General features: G+C 60.5%; 14 protein-coding genes. 3 read left to right on the top strand and 11 right to left on the bottom strand.

Annotated elements, in window-relative coordinates; genetic code table 11:
• Positions 1–87 precede the first annotated feature (87 nt).
• The 4 genes from SIB92_RS18140 to SIB92_RS18125 are packed head-to-tail and all read right to left on the bottom strand — an operon-like array spanning position 88 to position 4,130.
• A complete protein-coding gene (locus SIB92_RS18140; RefSeq protein WP_412553363.1) occupies positions 88–2,538 on the bottom strand; it encodes a GcvT family protein in 2,451 nt (816 codons plus the stop codon).
• 11 nt (positions 2,539–2,549) lie between these two features.
• On the bottom strand, positions 2,550–3,173 hold the full coding sequence (locus SIB92_RS18135; RefSeq protein ID WP_412553362.1) for a LysE family translocator: 624 nt from the start codon (positions 3,171–3,173) through the stop codon (positions 2,550–2,552).
• 2 nt (positions 3,174–3,175) lie between these two features.
• On the bottom strand, positions 3,176–3,547 hold the full coding sequence (locus SIB92_RS18130) for a GFA family protein (RefSeq protein ID WP_412553361.1): 372 nt from the start codon (positions 3,545–3,547) through the stop codon (positions 3,176–3,178).
• A 10-nt stretch (positions 3,548–3,557) separates the two neighbouring features.
• Positions 3,558–4,130 carry a helix-turn-helix domain-containing protein gene (locus SIB92_RS18125; RefSeq protein ID WP_412553360.1) on the bottom strand — a complete coding sequence of 191 codons (573 nt, stop codon included), beginning with the start codon at positions 4,128–4,130 and terminating at the stop codon, positions 3,558–3,560.
• Positions 4,131–4,274: 144 nt separating this feature from the next.
• Between SIB92_RS18125 and SIB92_RS18120 the strand changes: the two genes are divergently transcribed.
• The gene (locus tag SIB92_RS18120; RefSeq protein WP_412555868.1) at positions 4,275–7,196 is read left to right on the top strand and encodes an error-prone DNA polymerase; all 2,922 of its coding nucleotides are present in this window, start codon (positions 4,275–4,277) and stop codon (positions 7,194–7,196) included.
• Positions 7,197–7,287: 91 nt separating this feature from the next.
• Here SIB92_RS18120 and SIB92_RS18115 read toward each other — a convergent pair whose 3' ends face one another.
• The 4 genes from SIB92_RS18115 to SIB92_RS18100 form a co-directional block, all read right to left on the bottom strand.
• Positions 7,288–8,001 (bottom strand): phosphotransferase, encoded by a 714-nt coding sequence (locus tag SIB92_RS18115; protein WP_412553359.1) that lies wholly within the window; start codon positions 7,999–8,001, stop codon positions 7,288–7,290.
• Entirely contained in the window at positions 8,001–8,363 is a 363-nt protein-coding gene (locus SIB92_RS18110; RefSeq protein ID WP_412553358.1) for a DUF4440 domain-containing protein, read from the bottom strand. Before SIB92_RS18110 ends, SIB92_RS18115 begins: the two co-directional genes overlap by 1 nt.
• 16 nt (positions 8,364–8,379) lie before the next feature.
• Positions 8,380–9,480, bottom strand: coding sequence for a THUMP domain-containing class I SAM-dependent RNA methyltransferase (locus tag SIB92_RS18105; protein ID WP_412553357.1), 1,101 nt, complete (start codon positions 9,478–9,480; stop codon positions 8,380–8,382).
• Positions 9,481–9,591: 111 nt separating this feature from the next.
• Entirely contained in the window at positions 9,592–10,926 is a 1,335-nt protein-coding gene (locus tag SIB92_RS18100; protein ID WP_412553356.1) for an amidase, read from the bottom strand.
• An 84-nt stretch (positions 10,927–11,010) separates the two neighbouring features.
• Here SIB92_RS18100 and SIB92_RS18095 point away from each other — a divergent pair, with 84 nt between their 5' ends.
• Entirely contained in the window at positions 11,011–12,225 is a 1,215-nt protein-coding gene (locus tag SIB92_RS18095; protein WP_412553355.1) for an FAD-dependent monooxygenase, read from the top strand.
• A gap of 77 nt (positions 12,226–12,302) precedes the next feature.
• On the opposite strand, the gene SIB92_RS18090 is transcribed toward SIB92_RS18095, so the two are convergent.
• Genes SIB92_RS18090 through SIB92_RS18080 form a run of 3 tightly spaced genes read right to left on the bottom strand, consistent with a single transcriptional unit; the run spans position 12,303 to position 14,107 of the window.
• On the bottom strand, positions 12,303–12,497 hold the full coding sequence (locus SIB92_RS18090; RefSeq protein WP_412553354.1) for a Trm112 family protein: 195 nt from the start codon (positions 12,495–12,497) through the stop codon (positions 12,303–12,305).
• A complete protein-coding gene (locus SIB92_RS18085) occupies positions 12,494–13,138 on the bottom strand; it encodes an LON peptidase substrate-binding domain-containing protein (RefSeq protein WP_412553353.1) in 645 nt (214 codons plus the stop codon). Before SIB92_RS18085 ends, SIB92_RS18090 begins: the two co-directional genes overlap by 4 nt.
• Before the next feature lie 42 nt (positions 13,139–13,180).
• Entirely contained in the window at positions 13,181–14,107 is a 927-nt protein-coding gene (locus tag SIB92_RS18080) for a tetratricopeptide repeat protein (protein WP_412553352.1), read from the bottom strand.
• 75 nt (positions 14,108–14,182) lie between these two features.
• Here SIB92_RS18080 and SIB92_RS18075 point away from each other — a divergent pair, with 75 nt between their 5' ends.
• Complete coding sequence (locus tag SIB92_RS18075) at positions 14,183–14,701, top strand: DUF6653 family protein (RefSeq protein WP_412553351.1); 519 nt, start codon at positions 14,183–14,185, stop codon at positions 14,699–14,701.
• The last annotated feature ends 3 nt before the right edge of the window (positions 14,702–14,704 follow it).

Raw genomic sequence — 14,704 nt, 5'->3', positions numbered from 1 at the left:
TGTTTTGTGTGGCGTGCGCCACGCAACCGGCCGGGGCATTTCGCCCCGACACCGGAGTATTTCAGGCCAAGAGAAGGCAGAGGCGCATTACGCCCGCAGCCGTTCGTTTTCTGGATCCCAGAGAGGTTGATCTTCTTGCACGACGGCGCGGTATTTCTGACCGTAGATCTCGACCTCAAGCTGAGTGCCCGGTTTGGCCAGATCGGCCTGCACCATGCCCAGCGCGATTGAGGCATTCACGCGATACCCCCAACCACCGGATGTGGTTTCGCCGACGATCTGATCCCCATGGTAAATGCAGGACATGTAAGGCGCATCGGCCTCACCTGCGTCGACCTTCAGGGTGACAAAGGACTTTTGCACGCCTTGTTGTTTCTCGCTCTGAATCGCGGCCTTGCCTGGGAAATCCTGTGGTTTGTCCAGTTTCACAAACCGCGCTAGTCCACCTTCAAGCAGGGAGTAATCGGTGGACAGGTCGCCCTTCCAAGCGCGATAGCCTTTCTCCAGACGCAAAGAGTTCAGCGCATACATGCCAAATGGCGTTGCTCCGGCGTCGCGGATCGCGTCGTAGATTGCCGGCATATGCTCGTTCAGTGCATGCACCTCCCAACCCAGCTCACCGGCAAAGGACACGCGGACCAGATAGGCAGGTTGCCCAGCCACGGTAGCGCTTTGGTGGGTGAGCCAACCGCTTTGAAGATCCGCATCGGTCAGCCCCGCGAGAATCTCGCGCGACTTTGGCCCCGTCACAATCAGCGTGTCACGGGTTGTGGTCACATCCTCCACGGTGACTGACGCAGGCATGGCGCGCATTAGGATGTCGCGGTCATGCCACTGTGCCGTTGCCGCCGTAATCATCAAAAACGCGTCGTCTCCCATGCGAATGCAGGACATTTCTGTCAGGATGCGCCCCCGATCGTCAGAAATGTAGACAAGGTTCATACGACCCACTTTGGGCAAGCCGCCAGTGACCAGACCACGCAGGGCTTCTGCCGCACCTTCGCCCGTGACCATGAAGCGGGAGAACCCGGGCAGATCAAGCACGCCGCAGTGGTCGCGCACGGCTTCACATTCTTCTTTCACACGCTGTTCCCAAGGACCGGACCGGCCCCAAGTGTGGGTGGCAGCGAGCGACGTGTCATCACCTTCTTTGGCAAACCAGTTCGCTCGCTCCCATCCGTTATAGGCCCCCATAACACCGCCAGCTGCGACAACCCGGTCATGGACGGGGGAGAGCTTCTTGTCCCGGGCGGCGGGCCATTCGTGATGCGGGAAGTGCATGGCGTATTCGTTTCCGTACACCTCCATGCCTTTCTTCACGCAGTAATCGTGGTCTGTGTAATCGGTGTAGCGGCGCGGATCGACGGCCCACATGTCCCACTCTGTGTGGCCATCCACTATCCATTCTGCGAGCACCTTGCCCGCGCCACCGCCTTGGGCGATGCCGAAGGTGAACACACAGTTTTCAAAGGCATTTTCCACACCCGGCATCGGACCAATGAGTGGTAGGCCATCAGGCGCATAAGGAATTGGGCCGTTGATCACGCGGCTCACGCCGGAAGTTTGCATCAAAGGCACACGTTCCATGGCGTCGGTCACAATGTCTTCAATCCGATCGAGGTCATCGGACCAGAGTTGGAAAGAGAAGTCATCCGGCATTGGGTCAGCTTCTGTGTCCCAGTGGGCCTTACAGTTCGGCTCATAGGGGCCGAGGTTGTAGCCGTGCTTTTCCTGACGCAGGTAGTAGGACACGTCCACGTCGCGCAGCAGAGGCAGTTTCACGCCGCCGTTGGCTTTGGACCACGCCTCCACCTCGGGAATTTCTTCTGTCAGCAGATACTGGTGGCTCATCACCATCATTGGCACAGAGCGCCCGCCATAGGGTTTGAACCATTCACCCACACGCTGCGCATAATACCCAGCCGCGTTGACCACATAATCACAGGCGATGTCGCCTTTTTCCGTATGGACGATCCAAGTTTTATCGTCTTGCTGCGTCACGCCGGTCGCAGGGCAGAAGCGCAGGATTTTCTGGCCCATGTCGCGCGCACCTTTGGCCAGCGCTTGCGTCAGCTGTGCCGGGTCTATGTCACCATCAGTTGGGTCATAGAGGACGCCTTCGAGGTCATGAGTTTCCAGGAAAGGATAGCGTTCCTTGGCCTCTTCCGGAGTCCACATCTCCATCGGAATACCTTGGTACTTAGCCATGGACATAGCCCGCTCAAATTCCTGCGCACGCTCTTTAGTATGTGCCAGCCGGATGGACCCCGACTGGTGGTAGTTCATCGGGTAATCCACCTCTTCCCCAAGCCGGGCATACAGCTCGGTGGAGTAGCGCTGCATGTTCATGATTGCCCAGCTATTGGAAAAAGTAGGCACATTGCCCGCAGCATGCCAGGTGGAGCCAGCGGTCAGTTCGTTCTTTTCCAGCAAGACACAATCGGTCCAGCCTTTCTTGGCCAAATGATAGAGGCTTGAGGTGCCAACGACACCGCCGCCAATGATGACCACACGGGCCTTGCTTGGAAAATCAGACATGACCATCTCCCTCAGTCAAAGACTAGTTTTGCTGCCAAGCCGCCAAAGATGACGGCGGCGATTTTGTTTAGAATGCCCGTGGCTTGTTTGAGCTTTGCGCCAACGATCCCAGCTGACAGCCCGATCATCGACACCACGAGAAAGCCACCGGTGGCAAACATCGCGCCCAAGATCACAATCTGTTGCCAGATTGGGCCCGCTTCTGTCGTGATGAACTGTGGCAAGAACGCCAGAATGAAGAGGATGATCTTGGGGTTCAGAATGTTGGTGAGAAACCCGCGGCGCACCGCGCGCAGGATGTTGGCGCGGCCTTCGACCTCGTCAGACACAGGTTTTGCCGTCCAAGCCTGATAGGCCAGCACCACCAGATAAGCCGCCCCCGCATAACGGATGACCAACAAGGCCGTGGGAGAGGCCGCGATCAGCACTGCCAACCCCGCTGCCGCCAGAGTGATATGGGCCACAAGCCCCAGGGTGACTCCCACGGTGGCGGCCAGCCCCGCTTTGGGGCCGCCGGAAATGCCGCTGGCGATGGTGAACATCATGTCTGCGCCTGGGGTTAGATACATTACCAGAGATGCAGCCATGAAGGCCCAGAGCGTGACGCTGCCCATATTTGCGAAGGTTTCCAACATGGTCAGTCTCGCTGTGGCACGTCATCAGCGATTGTGTAGTAATCGCCTTTGTTGCGGACAAAGATGTGTTTGGTCAGTTCCAAACCGGTTGGGCCATCCACGGCGCCAAGGGCAAAGCTTATGATGTCCTCATCGTGAGCTTTCCAGAACAAGTAGGACCCACAGCGCGGGCAGCTGCCACGCTTGGCGCTTTGACTGGCCTCGTACCAAAGCACATCGCCGGAGATTGTGAGGTCCGTTTCTGCGACATAAGCGGACGACCAAATTCCGCCGGATTGTTTGCGGCATTGGCTGCAATGGCACATGGAAGCGCCTTGCGGGGCCCCATCGGTTTGGAATGTGATGTCGCCACAGAGGCACGATCCCTTCAGCATTGTGTCGTCCCTAATATACAGGTGGCGCGATCACCCAGATCGCCACGCAAGCTTCGTCATGGGGATTGGCCCAGTGGTATTCCTCCCCACGAATGCGGAAGCTGTCACCCGGCCCAACAGAGAAACTCTGTTCCCCGATGCGCAGCTCCAATCGACCGGAGATGACATAGCCAACCTCCTGCGTTGGGCGCGTGGTCGGCTCTTGCATAGAAGAGCGCGGCGCAAAGGTGGAGTGCACCATTTCAAAATCGTCGGTCAGATCGGGGGAGAGCAGCTCTTCGATCAGACCTTCCTCGCTGCCCCCCATGGGACGGCGGGCACCGGACCGCACAACATAGCCCTGCTCATGAGCTGGGGCGGAGGACTGACCAAACAGCATCGACATGGGCACACCAAGCACTTTGGCGATCTGGCGCAGGTCGGAAATGGTGGGTTCGGATTTGTCGCGTTCCACCTGGCTGAGCCACCCTACAGAACGGTCCAGCGCCTCTGCCATCTCGGTCAGGGTCAGACCACGTGCCTTGCGCAGGGCGCGCAGATCCGCCCCCAGCGTTTGCACATCTTGTGGCACGTTATGCAGCATGTGGCGCGAATCCCTGCCGTGAAATTTTTCCCTCGAATTTCACGCTGCACCAGTTTCGTGAAATTTCAAAACATTTTTTCACGCATGTAGATATCTTCTACAGACTCCCCAAGAGAACAAAACGTGAATATAATAACGATTCTCATGATTGCCGAGCTTTGCATCACGTCGAACTTCACGTTTCTCACCGGAGCATCCCATCCGGAGGAGTATATGCGGCGTGCCGCCATGGCTGGGTTGGACGCCATTGCCATTGCCGATGTGAACAGCGTGGCGGGCATTGTGCGCAGTCATACCGAAGCACGTGAAATTGCCCGTAAAGTGCGCGAACGGCGCAACTTTGATCATGCAACAGGGCTGATTGGTCCCCCCTGCCCCGAGCACATCGCGCCCCCGCCCAGTGCGCCAATCTATGCCACCCCACGCCTGATGCCCGCCGCCCGGCTAGAGTTCAGTGACGCGCCGCCCATCACGGCGTTGCCGGAAAACCGTCAGGGCTGGGCGAGCCTGTGTCGCCTGCTGTCCAAAGGGCGCCTGCGGGCCGAAAAGGGCAGCTGCATCCTGCATCTGGGCGATCTGTTGGAGTTTGGCACCGGGTTACAGCTGATCCTGCACCCCTATCCGCACACACACCGCACACCGCGCGGCGCGTGTGACTGGGCCAAGCTGGTGCCACAGTTGACGCGCCGCTTTGCCGGACGCCTGCAACTGGCATTAGCGCCGGGATATGACGGCGAGGATGCCACCCGCTTTGCCACCCGCGCCCAGCACGCTGCACAGCTGGGCCTGCCGCTAGTGGCCACCACCCTGCCGGTGATGCATCACGGTGGACGTCGACGCTTGGCCGATGTGGTGACCGCCATCCGGCAGGGCTGTCGCGTCGATAGCCTCGGCGCGGAGGCGCAGACCAATGGAGAGCGGCGGTTGCGCAGTGTGGAGGAAATGCGCCGCCTGTTTGCGGGACATGAGGCGGCATTGGCGCGCACAGACTGGCTGATGCAGCGCTGCACGTTTTCACTGGATGAGCTGCGCTATGAATATCCCAGCGAGGTGGCCCAAGGCGAAACGCCCACAGACCGGCTGCATCGGCTGGCCTATGAGGGCCTGCGCTGGCGCTACCCGCATGGCGCGCCAGACAAAGTGCGTGGCATGCTGGAACATGAGCTCGCCCTGATCGGCAAGCTGAAATACGAGCCCTATTTCCTGACCGTGCGCGATGTGGTGCACTTTGCCCGGTCGCGTGAGATCCTCTGCCAGGGGCGGGGAAGTGCTGCAAATTCAGTGGTTTGTTTCTGTCTTGGGGTGACCTCGGTGTCCCCGGAAATTGGCACCATGGTGTTTGAGCGTTTTGTCAGTGAGGCCCGGGATGAGCCGCCTGATATTGATGTCGACTTTGAACATGAACGCCGCGAAGAGGTGATCCAACACATCTACGAACGCTACGGGCGGCACCGCGCGGGGCTTTGCGCCACCGTGGTGCATTACCGCGGCAAACGCGCGATCCGCGAGGTGGGCCGCGCCATGGGGCTGACCGAAGACACCATCTCCGCACTGTCGTCGCAGCTTTGGGGGTTCTTCTCCACCGATGCGGTGCAGGATGCGCGGATGCGCGAGATTGGGCTGGACCCAAATGACCGGCATCTGGCGCAGACCATGGCGCTGGTGCAGGAGATCATCGGCTTCCCGCGCCACCTGTCCCAACACGTCGGTGGCTTCATCATGACCGAGGGGCGGCTCGATGAATTGGTGCCGATTGAGAACGCCAGCATGGAGGACCGCACGGTCATTTGCTGGGACAAGGATGACATTGAGAGCCTTGGGATTTTGAAGGTCGATGTGCTGAGCCTTGGCATGCTGACCTGCATCCGCAAAGGCTTTGATATGCTCAGGCGGCACCATGGCATGGACCTGGCCTTGTCAACGATTCCGCCAGAGGATTCAGCAGTTTACGACATGCTATGCAAGGCCGACAGCATCGGGGTGTTTCAGGTCGAAAGCCGGGCGCAGATGAACTTTTTGCCCCGTATGAAGCCGCGCAATTTCTATGATCTGGTGATCGAAGTGGCCATCATCCGACCGGGGCCGATCCAAGGCGATATGGTGCACCCCTACATCCGGCGCCGCAATGGCGAGGAGAGTGTGACCTTCCCCTCTGATGCTTTGGGCGAGGTGCTGGGCAAGACCTTGGGCGTGCCGCTGTTTCAAGAACAGGCGATGCAAATTGCCATCATTGGCGCCGGGTTCACACCGGAGGAAGCCGACCGGCTCCGGCGCTCTTTGGCGACCTTCAAAAAGCACGGAAATGTCAGCGAATTCCGCGAGCGTTTCATGCGCGGTATGAAGAAAAACGGCTATGAGGAAGACTTCGCGGCGCGCTGTTTTTCGCAGATTGAGGGCTTTGGCTCTTATGGTTTTCCCGAGAGCCACGCCGCCTCTTTTGCGCTTTTGGTTTATGCCTCGGCCTGGATCAAATGCCACCATCCGGGCATCTTTGCCTGTGCGCTTCTCAACAGCCAACCAATGGGATTTTACGCGCCTGCTCAAATCGTTAGGGACGCGCGGGAGCATGGGGTTGAGGTTCGACCGGTGGATATCAATGAGAGTTTTTGGGACAATGTCATGGAACCGGACGGACGGGGTGGTTTGGCGCTCAGACTGGGGTTCCGGCAGGTGCGGCGGCTGCGCGAGGAGGACGCGAGCTGGATCACGGCGGCGCGCGGCAATGGGTATCAAACCGTAGAGGATGTCTGGCGCCGCGCGGGCATTGATCCGCATGTGTTGACCCGGCTCGCGGAGGCGGATGCCTTTGCCTCCTTGGGGCTCAAGCGGCGGGACGCGTTGTGGGAGGCCAAGGCGATCAAATCGGACAAGCCACTGCCTTTGTTTGCGGGCGATATGGACGGCGAAGGCATTCTGGAGCCTGCGGCGATCCTGCCGGAGATGTCGATGGGCGAACAGGTGGTCGAGGACTATGTGGCCATGCGGCTGACCCTGCGCAAACACCCGATGGCGCTCTTGCGGCATATCCTGACGCCGGGGGAGCCGAACCAGGCGTTAACGGACTAAAATTGGCCCCAAATTCACGTCGGTATTTTGTCGGTATCACGACTGTTTTGCGGAGGTGCGAATTTCGGCGAAATTGGATTAACGCAACGCCCTATGTGTTGCGCAGCTGTTCGGCTATCTCGCGGGCATAAGAGGGCTCCCGCGTCCAGCTACAGGCCACCTCCCACGCGAGATGCGCCCGTGTCTCGGCTTCGGATTTAGGCGCATGTGGCGCGGTGTCAAACAGCGGCAGATCCACCCGGCATTCATCCCAATCCAGCAGCGCAAAACAACCATCTGAAAGCCGCAGCACATTGCCCGGCGCGAGGTCGCCATGCACAACACAGGTGGTTGTATCAGGTACTGCCCGCCAAGCCGCGCGACACAGCGCGACCACATCCGGCGGCATTTGTGAAAGGTCCACATCGCCCCCGCGATCTTGAGCGAGCAACGCGGTAGAGGACAGGAACCCAGGCCGCTGGTCCGAACCATGGGTCTGAGCGTGAAGGTTGGAGAGCAGAGCCGCCACCTCGGCGAGACCGTCGTGCGGGACACTCTCCCCCGCAACAAAGGCTTCACAGGTCCAGCCAGCGTCGGCCAACAGACCATTTGCGCTCCGCAGCATTTGGGGGACCACAAATCCACAGTGCCGCGCTACATCTTGTATCGACACAAGCCAGTTGAGCGCCGCTTTGCTGCGGGTGGTGGATTTGAACACCACATCCTGCGGTAATCCACGGGTGCGCCAAGCGTGATTGCGGTGGCCGCCCGAGAGGGGTTCAATGAACGCAGCGCAATTCCAAAGTTCTGTTGGCGGGCGGGACATCACTCAATCGGCGTCCCTTGATGGAACCTTAGCCGCCAGCGACCATTTTCCTTGATCCATATCGACGACCGCCGCGCCTTCTCTGTCCGCGCACCATAACGCACAACACTGGAATAGGTTGCCAGTGCAACGTCGGGTGCCACATACTCCACAGTGTAGTCCGTGAGCGGCAACTCCGCATCAAACCGCGCCCCGTCTTCCTCCGAGATAAGGAGGTCAGCGCGATCATAACAGCGACCGGAGCGCCCAATTTCATGACATGCCATCGCAAAGGTATGCTCCATAACTTGGGGGTCAAATCGAGTTTCGGCGCGCCAAAGACTTTCTTCCAAATCCCGAAGCGTCGTGAAATCGTCACTCATCACGCCCCCCTTTCCGTTAAGGCACCACACAGGTGTAGAGGCGCACTTTCAAACCACCATGCGCCACCGTGGCAAATGGGGTCTCAAGCGGCAAGCCTGTGGCTTTGGCAAGCCCGGCATCTGTGGTGATTATACCGACCTGCCAGCCGGAAAAGCGGGCGGAGAGCGCCTTGCCAAAGTTGGCGTGCAGGGCAAACAGCCCCTTCTTGTCGCCAATGCGTGCGCCGTAGGGCGGGTTTACAATCACAATGCCGGGCGGTCCGTCTGGCGGCATGATGTCGCCGGCGCTCAATTGCTCGAAACTGCAAAGCTCAGCCACGCCGGCCCGCGTGGCGTTTTCCGTTGCCATGCGGACCGCCCCAGCGTCTTTGTCCGACCCAAAGAAACGGTTTGCCGGAACCTGTGTGTCCGACGCTTTTAGGGCCGCATAAGCATCGGTGTCAAAAGTGGCCAGCTGCTCAAAGGCGAAGCTGCGGGAGCGCCCTGGCAAAAGGCCAGCGGCGATCTCGGCCGCCTCGATCACAAAGGTGCCGGAGCCGCACATCGGATCATAGACCGTCTGGCTGCCGTCAAAGCCCATCTGGCGCAGGAACATCGCGGCCATGTTTTCCCGCATGGGGGCTTTGGCCACAGCCGCCTTGTGGCCGCGTTTGTGCAGGCTTTCACCAGACGTATCCAGCGACAGGGTCACCATATTGTTGTCGATGCGCACCTTCAGCACGACCTCGGACTCTGCCGAAACCGGCATGCCAAGCGCCGTGACCAGGCCTTTTTCAATGCGCTCCTTGGCGGCCCCGGCGTGGTAGATTTTCGACTTCTGGGTCGCCACCTCAACCTTCACCGGCACATCCGGACGCAGGTACTGCGACCAGGGCATCTCGCTGATCTGCCGCTCCAACTGTTTCAGGTGCATGCATTGGAAATTGTCGACCCGCGCCAATACGCGTGCCGCACCGCGCAGGGTCAGGTTGGCACGCCAGACATCCTGCCAATTGCCACGAAAGCGCACGCCGCCGGGCATCATCTTGGGCTTCTTGAACCCAACCTCGGCGATCTCTGCCGCCAAAGGTTTTTCCAAACCTGGCGCTGTGACCACAAAAATCTCAAACTTACGCATATCGCTCTCCATACCAAAGCGATCTGTCGCCTCAGGCTTCACAGTCTCTAAATATCCCGGGGGAGAACTTGCGCAAGGCGCAAGTGAGGGGGCTGGCCCCCTCGCCTTTGGTTAGGGATGCCCAAACAGCGGTTCTGCTGCCGCTGCCAACCGCAAGAGCCGCTCTTCCGAGCCGCCCTGCCCCAGCATCATCAGGCCGCAGCTTGGCACGCCGGTTGGCAAGGTAATTGCCGCAGAGCCCATCAGGTTACCAATGCGCGTGTTGCGCAGGGCCAGTAGGTTTTCGGTCACATAATATTCCTGGTCATTCATCAACCGCTCGATGTTGGGCGGCAGGATCGGCGCGGTGGGCAACAGCACCGCGTCATACCCGGCAATCCGTGCGTTCCAAGTGGCGCGATGCGCATCAAGCTTGTGCCAGGCGGCCACGTAGTCCGGACCGCTGAAGGCCGCGCCCGAGCGGAACCGTTCCAGAATTTGCGCGAACATCTTATCCGGCGCGGCCTCGATCACCTCTTTCCACTCGCCGTAGGCTTCCGCTGTGAACAACGGCGCGGAGAGCGCCATCGCCTCGGCGATCTCCTCAGCCTTGAGGAACTCCAGTTCCACACCCGCTTCACGCAGGCGGTGCAGGGTGCGCTCAAACCCGGCGAGAGGCGCTTCGCGCACCTGATCCAGCGCCACGGTTTCGAGCACCGCCATGCGGGTGCCTTCCAGCGACGCGCCGCGCAGGTCCGGCACTGGTTTGCCTTCCAGAATGCCCAAGAGCAGCGCCGCATCTTCCACCGTACGAGTCAGCGGACCCACGGTGTCAAACTTGCGACACAGCGGCACCGTGCCGGCGCAGGACACGCGGCCTGCGGTGGTTTTGAGGCCCACCAGATCATTCCACGCTGCCGGAATACGCACGGAACCGCCAGTGTCAGAGCCGATGCCTGCCGCCGCCAGGCCAAAGGCCACGGAAGCCGCTGCGCCAGACGAAGACCCGCCGGGCACCGCGCCGGGATCGTTCACGCAGGGCGGTGTGGCGGTGATCGGGTTGAGACCAATGCCGGAAAACGCCAGCTCGCTCATATGGGTTTTGCCGAGACAGATCAGCCCTGCGGCGGTGGCATTGCGCAGCACTTCGGCATCCTGTGTCGGCACGCGGTCTTTCAGCAAAGCCGAGCCCGCTTCTGTGGCCACGCCAGCCGTGTCAAACAGATCTTTCCAACTGATCGGCACGCCATCCAACGGCGACAGGCGCTGCCCCACGCGAGCTCGTTCGGCGGCGGCTTCGGCTTCGGCCAGGGCGCGCTCTGCCGTCACACAGGCGTAAATCCGGTCGCGCGCATCATGGCCGTCAATCGCGCCCAGAAAGGCTTGGGTCAGCGCCACAGGGTCAATCGCCCCGCTCTCAATGCCCCGTCCCAGGTCCGCCGCGCTTTTCTCCAGCCAATCCAACATATTGCTCTCCGAATTTGTGGTTGTGGCGACGGTAGCGGCGCAAACGCACATGGACAATCCCTGCAAGAGCCCCATATTGGCCCCATGACATTTGACAGCGACATTCTGATTGCCGGTGGCGGGCTGAACGGCCCCGCCTTGGCTCTGGCACTGGCGCAGGCCGGCTTTGACGTCACCGTGGTGGACGCCCGCCCCGCGCCCGAACGCGCAGGCAGCAACTTTGACGGGCGCGGCTACGCGCTGGCGTTGGCCTCCAAACGGTTGCTGGCTGCGATTGGCGTCTGGGACAAGGTGGCGGAGCAGTCCGAGCCGATGCGCGACATCAAAGTCAGCGACGGGCGCGCGGGCGAAGGGCCGGCGCCGTTTTTCCTGCATTTTGACCATACCGAGATCGAAGAAGGCCCGATGGGCTTTATGCTGGAGGATCGCTTCCTCTACCGCGTCTTTCTGGAGGCCATGGAAGCAGAGCCCCGCATCACATTGATCTCTGGCACCTCGGTCACCGATCAGGCCGTGGACACCTCTGGCGTCACCGCGACCTTTAGTGACGGCCGCACACATCGCGCCAGGCTGCTGGTCGGCTGTGACGGGCGGCAAACCGGTGTGGGCAAGCGCGCGGGTATCAAACGCACCGGCTGGGGCTATGGCCAAACGGCTTTGGTCTGCGCCATCAAACATGAGCTGCCGCACAATGGCGTCGCGCATCAGTTTTTCATGCCGCCGGGACCGCTGGCGATCCTGCCGCTGCCGGGCAACATGTGCTCGATTGTCTGGTCCGAAACCGATGACAACGCCGCCGCGATCCATGCGCTGTCCGATGAGGACTACATGGCGGTGCTTCGGCCGCGCTTTGGCGACTTCCTGGGCGAGATCGAGCTCACCGGCAACCGCTTCACCTATCCTTTGAGCCTGTCGGTTGCGAATGAGTTCATCGCGGAACGCGTGGCGTTGGTGGGGGACGCGGCGCATGGGATGCATCCCATTGCCGGGCAAGGGCTAAACGCGGGTCTGCGCGATGTGGCGGCGCTGGCGCAGATCCTGACAGAGGCGCAGCAGCGTGGCGAAGATTTTGCCTCAGAACTTGTGCTGGCGCGCTATCAGGAATGGCGGCGGTTTGATACGGCCACATTGGTGGCGGCGACGGACCTGACCAACAAGCTGTTTTCCAACGACAATCCCTTGCTGCGCGCCGCGCGTGATGTGGGCATGGGGCTTGTTGGCGCGATGCCCGGTCTGCGCCGGACCTTTATGCGCGAGGCGGCGGGGCTAAATGGCGAATTGCCCAAGCTTATGCGCTAGGGCGCTTTCTCAGTCTTAAAATATCCCGGGGGTGACTTGGCGCAGCCAAGAGGGGGCTGGCCCCTCCCTTTTGGGGATCAGTCCAGCACGCGGGCTTCGTCAATCAACATGACCGGAATGCCCTCGCGGATCGGGAACGCCAGATTGGCGGCTTTGGACACCAACTCCTGACGCGCCGCATCATATTCCAGACGCGTGCGGGTCTGCGGGCAGATCAGCGCTTCCAACATACGGCGGTCAAACTCCGGGCCGGGGGTTGTATGGGCGTTCATTGCATCAAGTCCTCTCCAGCGCCGCCACGCAGCGCAAATTCCAATAGGGTCACAAGCGTTTCCCGACGTGTGGACAAAGACGGCGCCTCCAGCAAGGCCTGTTTGTCCTCCGCGGTAAATTCCAGCAGCATCGACAGGGAGTTGATCAGCAACTCGTCATCCGCGTCTTTGAGCGTGTCCCAATCTGTCGACAGGTCGAGCTGCTCAAAATAGCGTTTGAGAAGGTCCATAAAGACCGGGCGCTGAAAACTGGTGTCGTGTTCTGTGGGGCCGAGATCGCGGGCAAAGCCGTCCCAGCTCACCTTGCAACGGCGATAGGGCGTGAACCCGTCGATTTCTTCCAACACGCGGAAACGGGACACGCCGGTGAGCGTGATCAGATAACGGTTGTCGTCGGTTTCGGAAAACTGGGTGATACGGCCAACACAGCCGATGGTGTGCAAGCCGTTGTCGTCGCGGCCCGGCACTTCGTTGGGTTGCACCATGCCAATCAGCCGCTCGCTGGTTTTGAGCGCGTCATCCAACATGGCGAGGTAACGCGGTTCAAATATATGCAGTGGCAGGCGCGACCGGGGCAACAACAGCGCCCCGGGCAAGGGAAACACAGACAGTGTCTCCGGCAGGTCAGCGGCTTTGATCATGGCGGCCAGCCTACTCCGGTTTCCGTAATCCGCAAAGCGGGATCAGGCGAAGATCATCGAGCTGAGCTTACGACGGCCATTCAGCACCACCGGATCATTGGGTTTGAGCGCCTCAAAGATGGTGAAAAGCTGCGCTTTGGCGGCGCCGTCGTTCCACTCGCGGTCGCGGCGGAAGAGTTCCAGAAGCTCGTTCACGGCGTCCTCGACCTGATCCGCGCCGTGCAGCGCCTGTGCCAGATCCAAACGAGCCTGATGGTTGTCCGGATCCGCGTCCACAGCGGCGCGCAGTTCGGCCACCGGACCGGCGTTTTCTGCCTGGCGGGCCAGTTCGATCTGGGCACGGACAGCTTCGATTTCGGCAGCGGAGGAGATGGCTTCTGGCACGCCGTTGATCACGGCCTCAGCCTGATCTACTTGGTCCAGAGCGAGGTAGGAGCGCGCCAAGCCGGCAAAGGCTTCGGCATTTTCCGGGTCCTGCTCGGCAATGGCTGCGAAGGTCTCAGCGGCGGAGGCTGCATCGCCTTCGGCCAGCATTTCTTCAGCGGCGGCCAGCGCATCTGCGAGACCACCATCCGGCACCTGACCACCAGCTGCTTCAACCACACGGGCCACAAAGGCCTCGATTTCGCTGCCCGGCAGGGCGCCCTGGAAACCGTCAACCGGCTGGCCCTGCCAGAAGGCATAGACGGTTGGGATCGACTGCACGCGCATTTGGCCCGCGATCATCTGGTTTTCGTCGACATTGACCTTGGCCATTTTCACCGCGCCACCGGCGGCGGTCACGGCGGCCTCAAGGGCCGGGCCAAGGGTTTTGCATGGGCCGCACCAGGGCGCCCAGAAATCCACGATCACTGGCACGGTCATGGAGGCATCCACAACCTCGGCCATAAAAGTGGCCTCAGACACGTCCTTGATCAAATCGCCTGCTGCGGGCGCGGCTGGGGCGCCTCCGCCAAGAATATCCATCATCTTTGTTCTCCGTCTGGAACTTGCCCCCTATATGGAGGGGAGCGCAGCAGAAACCAAGAGAGGAGTTGGCCGGATATGCCCTCAAAATGGGACATCTTTGCACTCTCGGAACGTATGATGGCGATGGACGATGCGGCCTGGGCACGGCACGCCAATCCGTGGAGTGTTTACTCTCGCATGTCGATTTTGCCACTGATGACGCTGGCGGTTTGTTCTCGCGTTTGGCTTGGCTGGGGCGCATTGCTGCCTGTGGCGCTGGTGGTTTTATGGACCTGGTGGAACCCGCGCGCTTTTGCGCCACCAATTTCCACCGACAGTTGGGCCGCACACGGCACCTTTGGCGAGCGGGTATTTCTCAATCGCAAGACCGTGCCAATCCCCAGTCATCACAAGCGATGGGCCACTGCGCTTGGCGTGGTTTCCGGCGTTGGCATGGTGCCGTGGATCTGGGGACTTTGGCAGCTTGATCCCGGTATGACGCTGTTTGGTCTCAGCCTGATGATTGGCGGCAAGCTGTGGTTTGTCGACCGGATGGCCTGGCTCTACCAAGACATGAAAGACGCCCACCCCGATTATGCGGCGTGGGCGCGGTAGGCT

Source organism: Shimia sp. MIT1388 (genome assembly GCF_047124445.1).
GTDB lineage: Bacteria > Pseudomonadota > Alphaproteobacteria > Rhodobacterales > Rhodobacteraceae > Shimia.
Note: the sequence above shows the minus strand (reverse complement) of the source record. Positions and strands in the feature narration are given on the sequence as shown.

Bases quoted from the DNA above. Each gene is read 5' to 3' on its own strand.
- SIB92_RS18120 (WP_412555868.1), top strand. From the start codon at position 4,275: ATGATTGCCGAGCTTTGCATCACGTCGAACTTCACGTTTCTCACCGGA.
- SIB92_RS18110 (WP_412553358.1), bottom strand. From the start codon at position 8,363: ATGAGTGACGATTTCACGACGCTTCGGGATTTGGAAGAAAGTCTTTGG.
- SIB92_RS18140 (WP_412553363.1), bottom strand. From the start codon at position 2,538: ATGTCTGATTTTCCAAGCAAGGCCCGTGTGGTCATCATTGGCGGCGGT.
- SIB92_RS18115 (WP_412553359.1), bottom strand. From the start codon at position 8,001: ATGTCCCGCCCGCCAACAGAACTTTGGAATTGCGCTGCGTTCATTGAA.
- SIB92_RS18085 (WP_412553353.1), bottom strand. From the start codon at position 13,138: ATGATCAAAGCCGCTGACCTGCCGGAGACACTGTCTGTGTTTCCCTTG.
- SIB92_RS18095 (WP_412553355.1), top strand. From the start codon at position 11,011: ATGACATTTGACAGCGACATTCTGATTGCCGGTGGCGGGCTGAACGGC.
- SIB92_RS18075 (WP_412553351.1), top strand. From the start codon at position 14,183: ATGCCCTCAAAATGGGACATCTTTGCACTCTCGGAACGTATGATGGCG.
- SIB92_RS18130 (WP_412553361.1), bottom strand. From the start codon at position 3,547: ATGCTGAAGGGATCGTGCCTCTGTGGCGACATCACATTCCAAACCGAT.
- SIB92_RS18080 (WP_412553352.1), bottom strand. From the start codon at position 14,107: ATGATGGATATTCTTGGCGGAGGCGCCCCAGCCGCGCCCGCAGCAGGC.
- SIB92_RS18090 (WP_412553354.1), bottom strand. From the start codon at position 12,497: ATGAACGCCCATACAACCCCCGGCCCGGAGTTTGACCGCCGTATGTTG.
- SIB92_RS18100 (WP_412553356.1), bottom strand. From the start codon at position 10,926: ATGTTGGATTGGCTGGAGAAAAGCGCGGCGGACCTGGGACGGGGCATT.
- SIB92_RS18135 (WP_412553362.1), bottom strand. From the start codon at position 3,173: ATGTTGGAAACCTTCGCAAATATGGGCAGCGTCACGCTCTGGGCCTTC.
- SIB92_RS18105 (WP_412553357.1), bottom strand. From the start codon at position 9,480: ATGCGTAAGTTTGAGATTTTTGTGGTCACAGCGCCAGGTTTGGAAAAA.
- SIB92_RS18125 (WP_412553360.1), bottom strand. From the start codon at position 4,130: ATGCTGCATAACGTGCCACAAGATGTGCAAACGCTGGGGGCGGATCTG.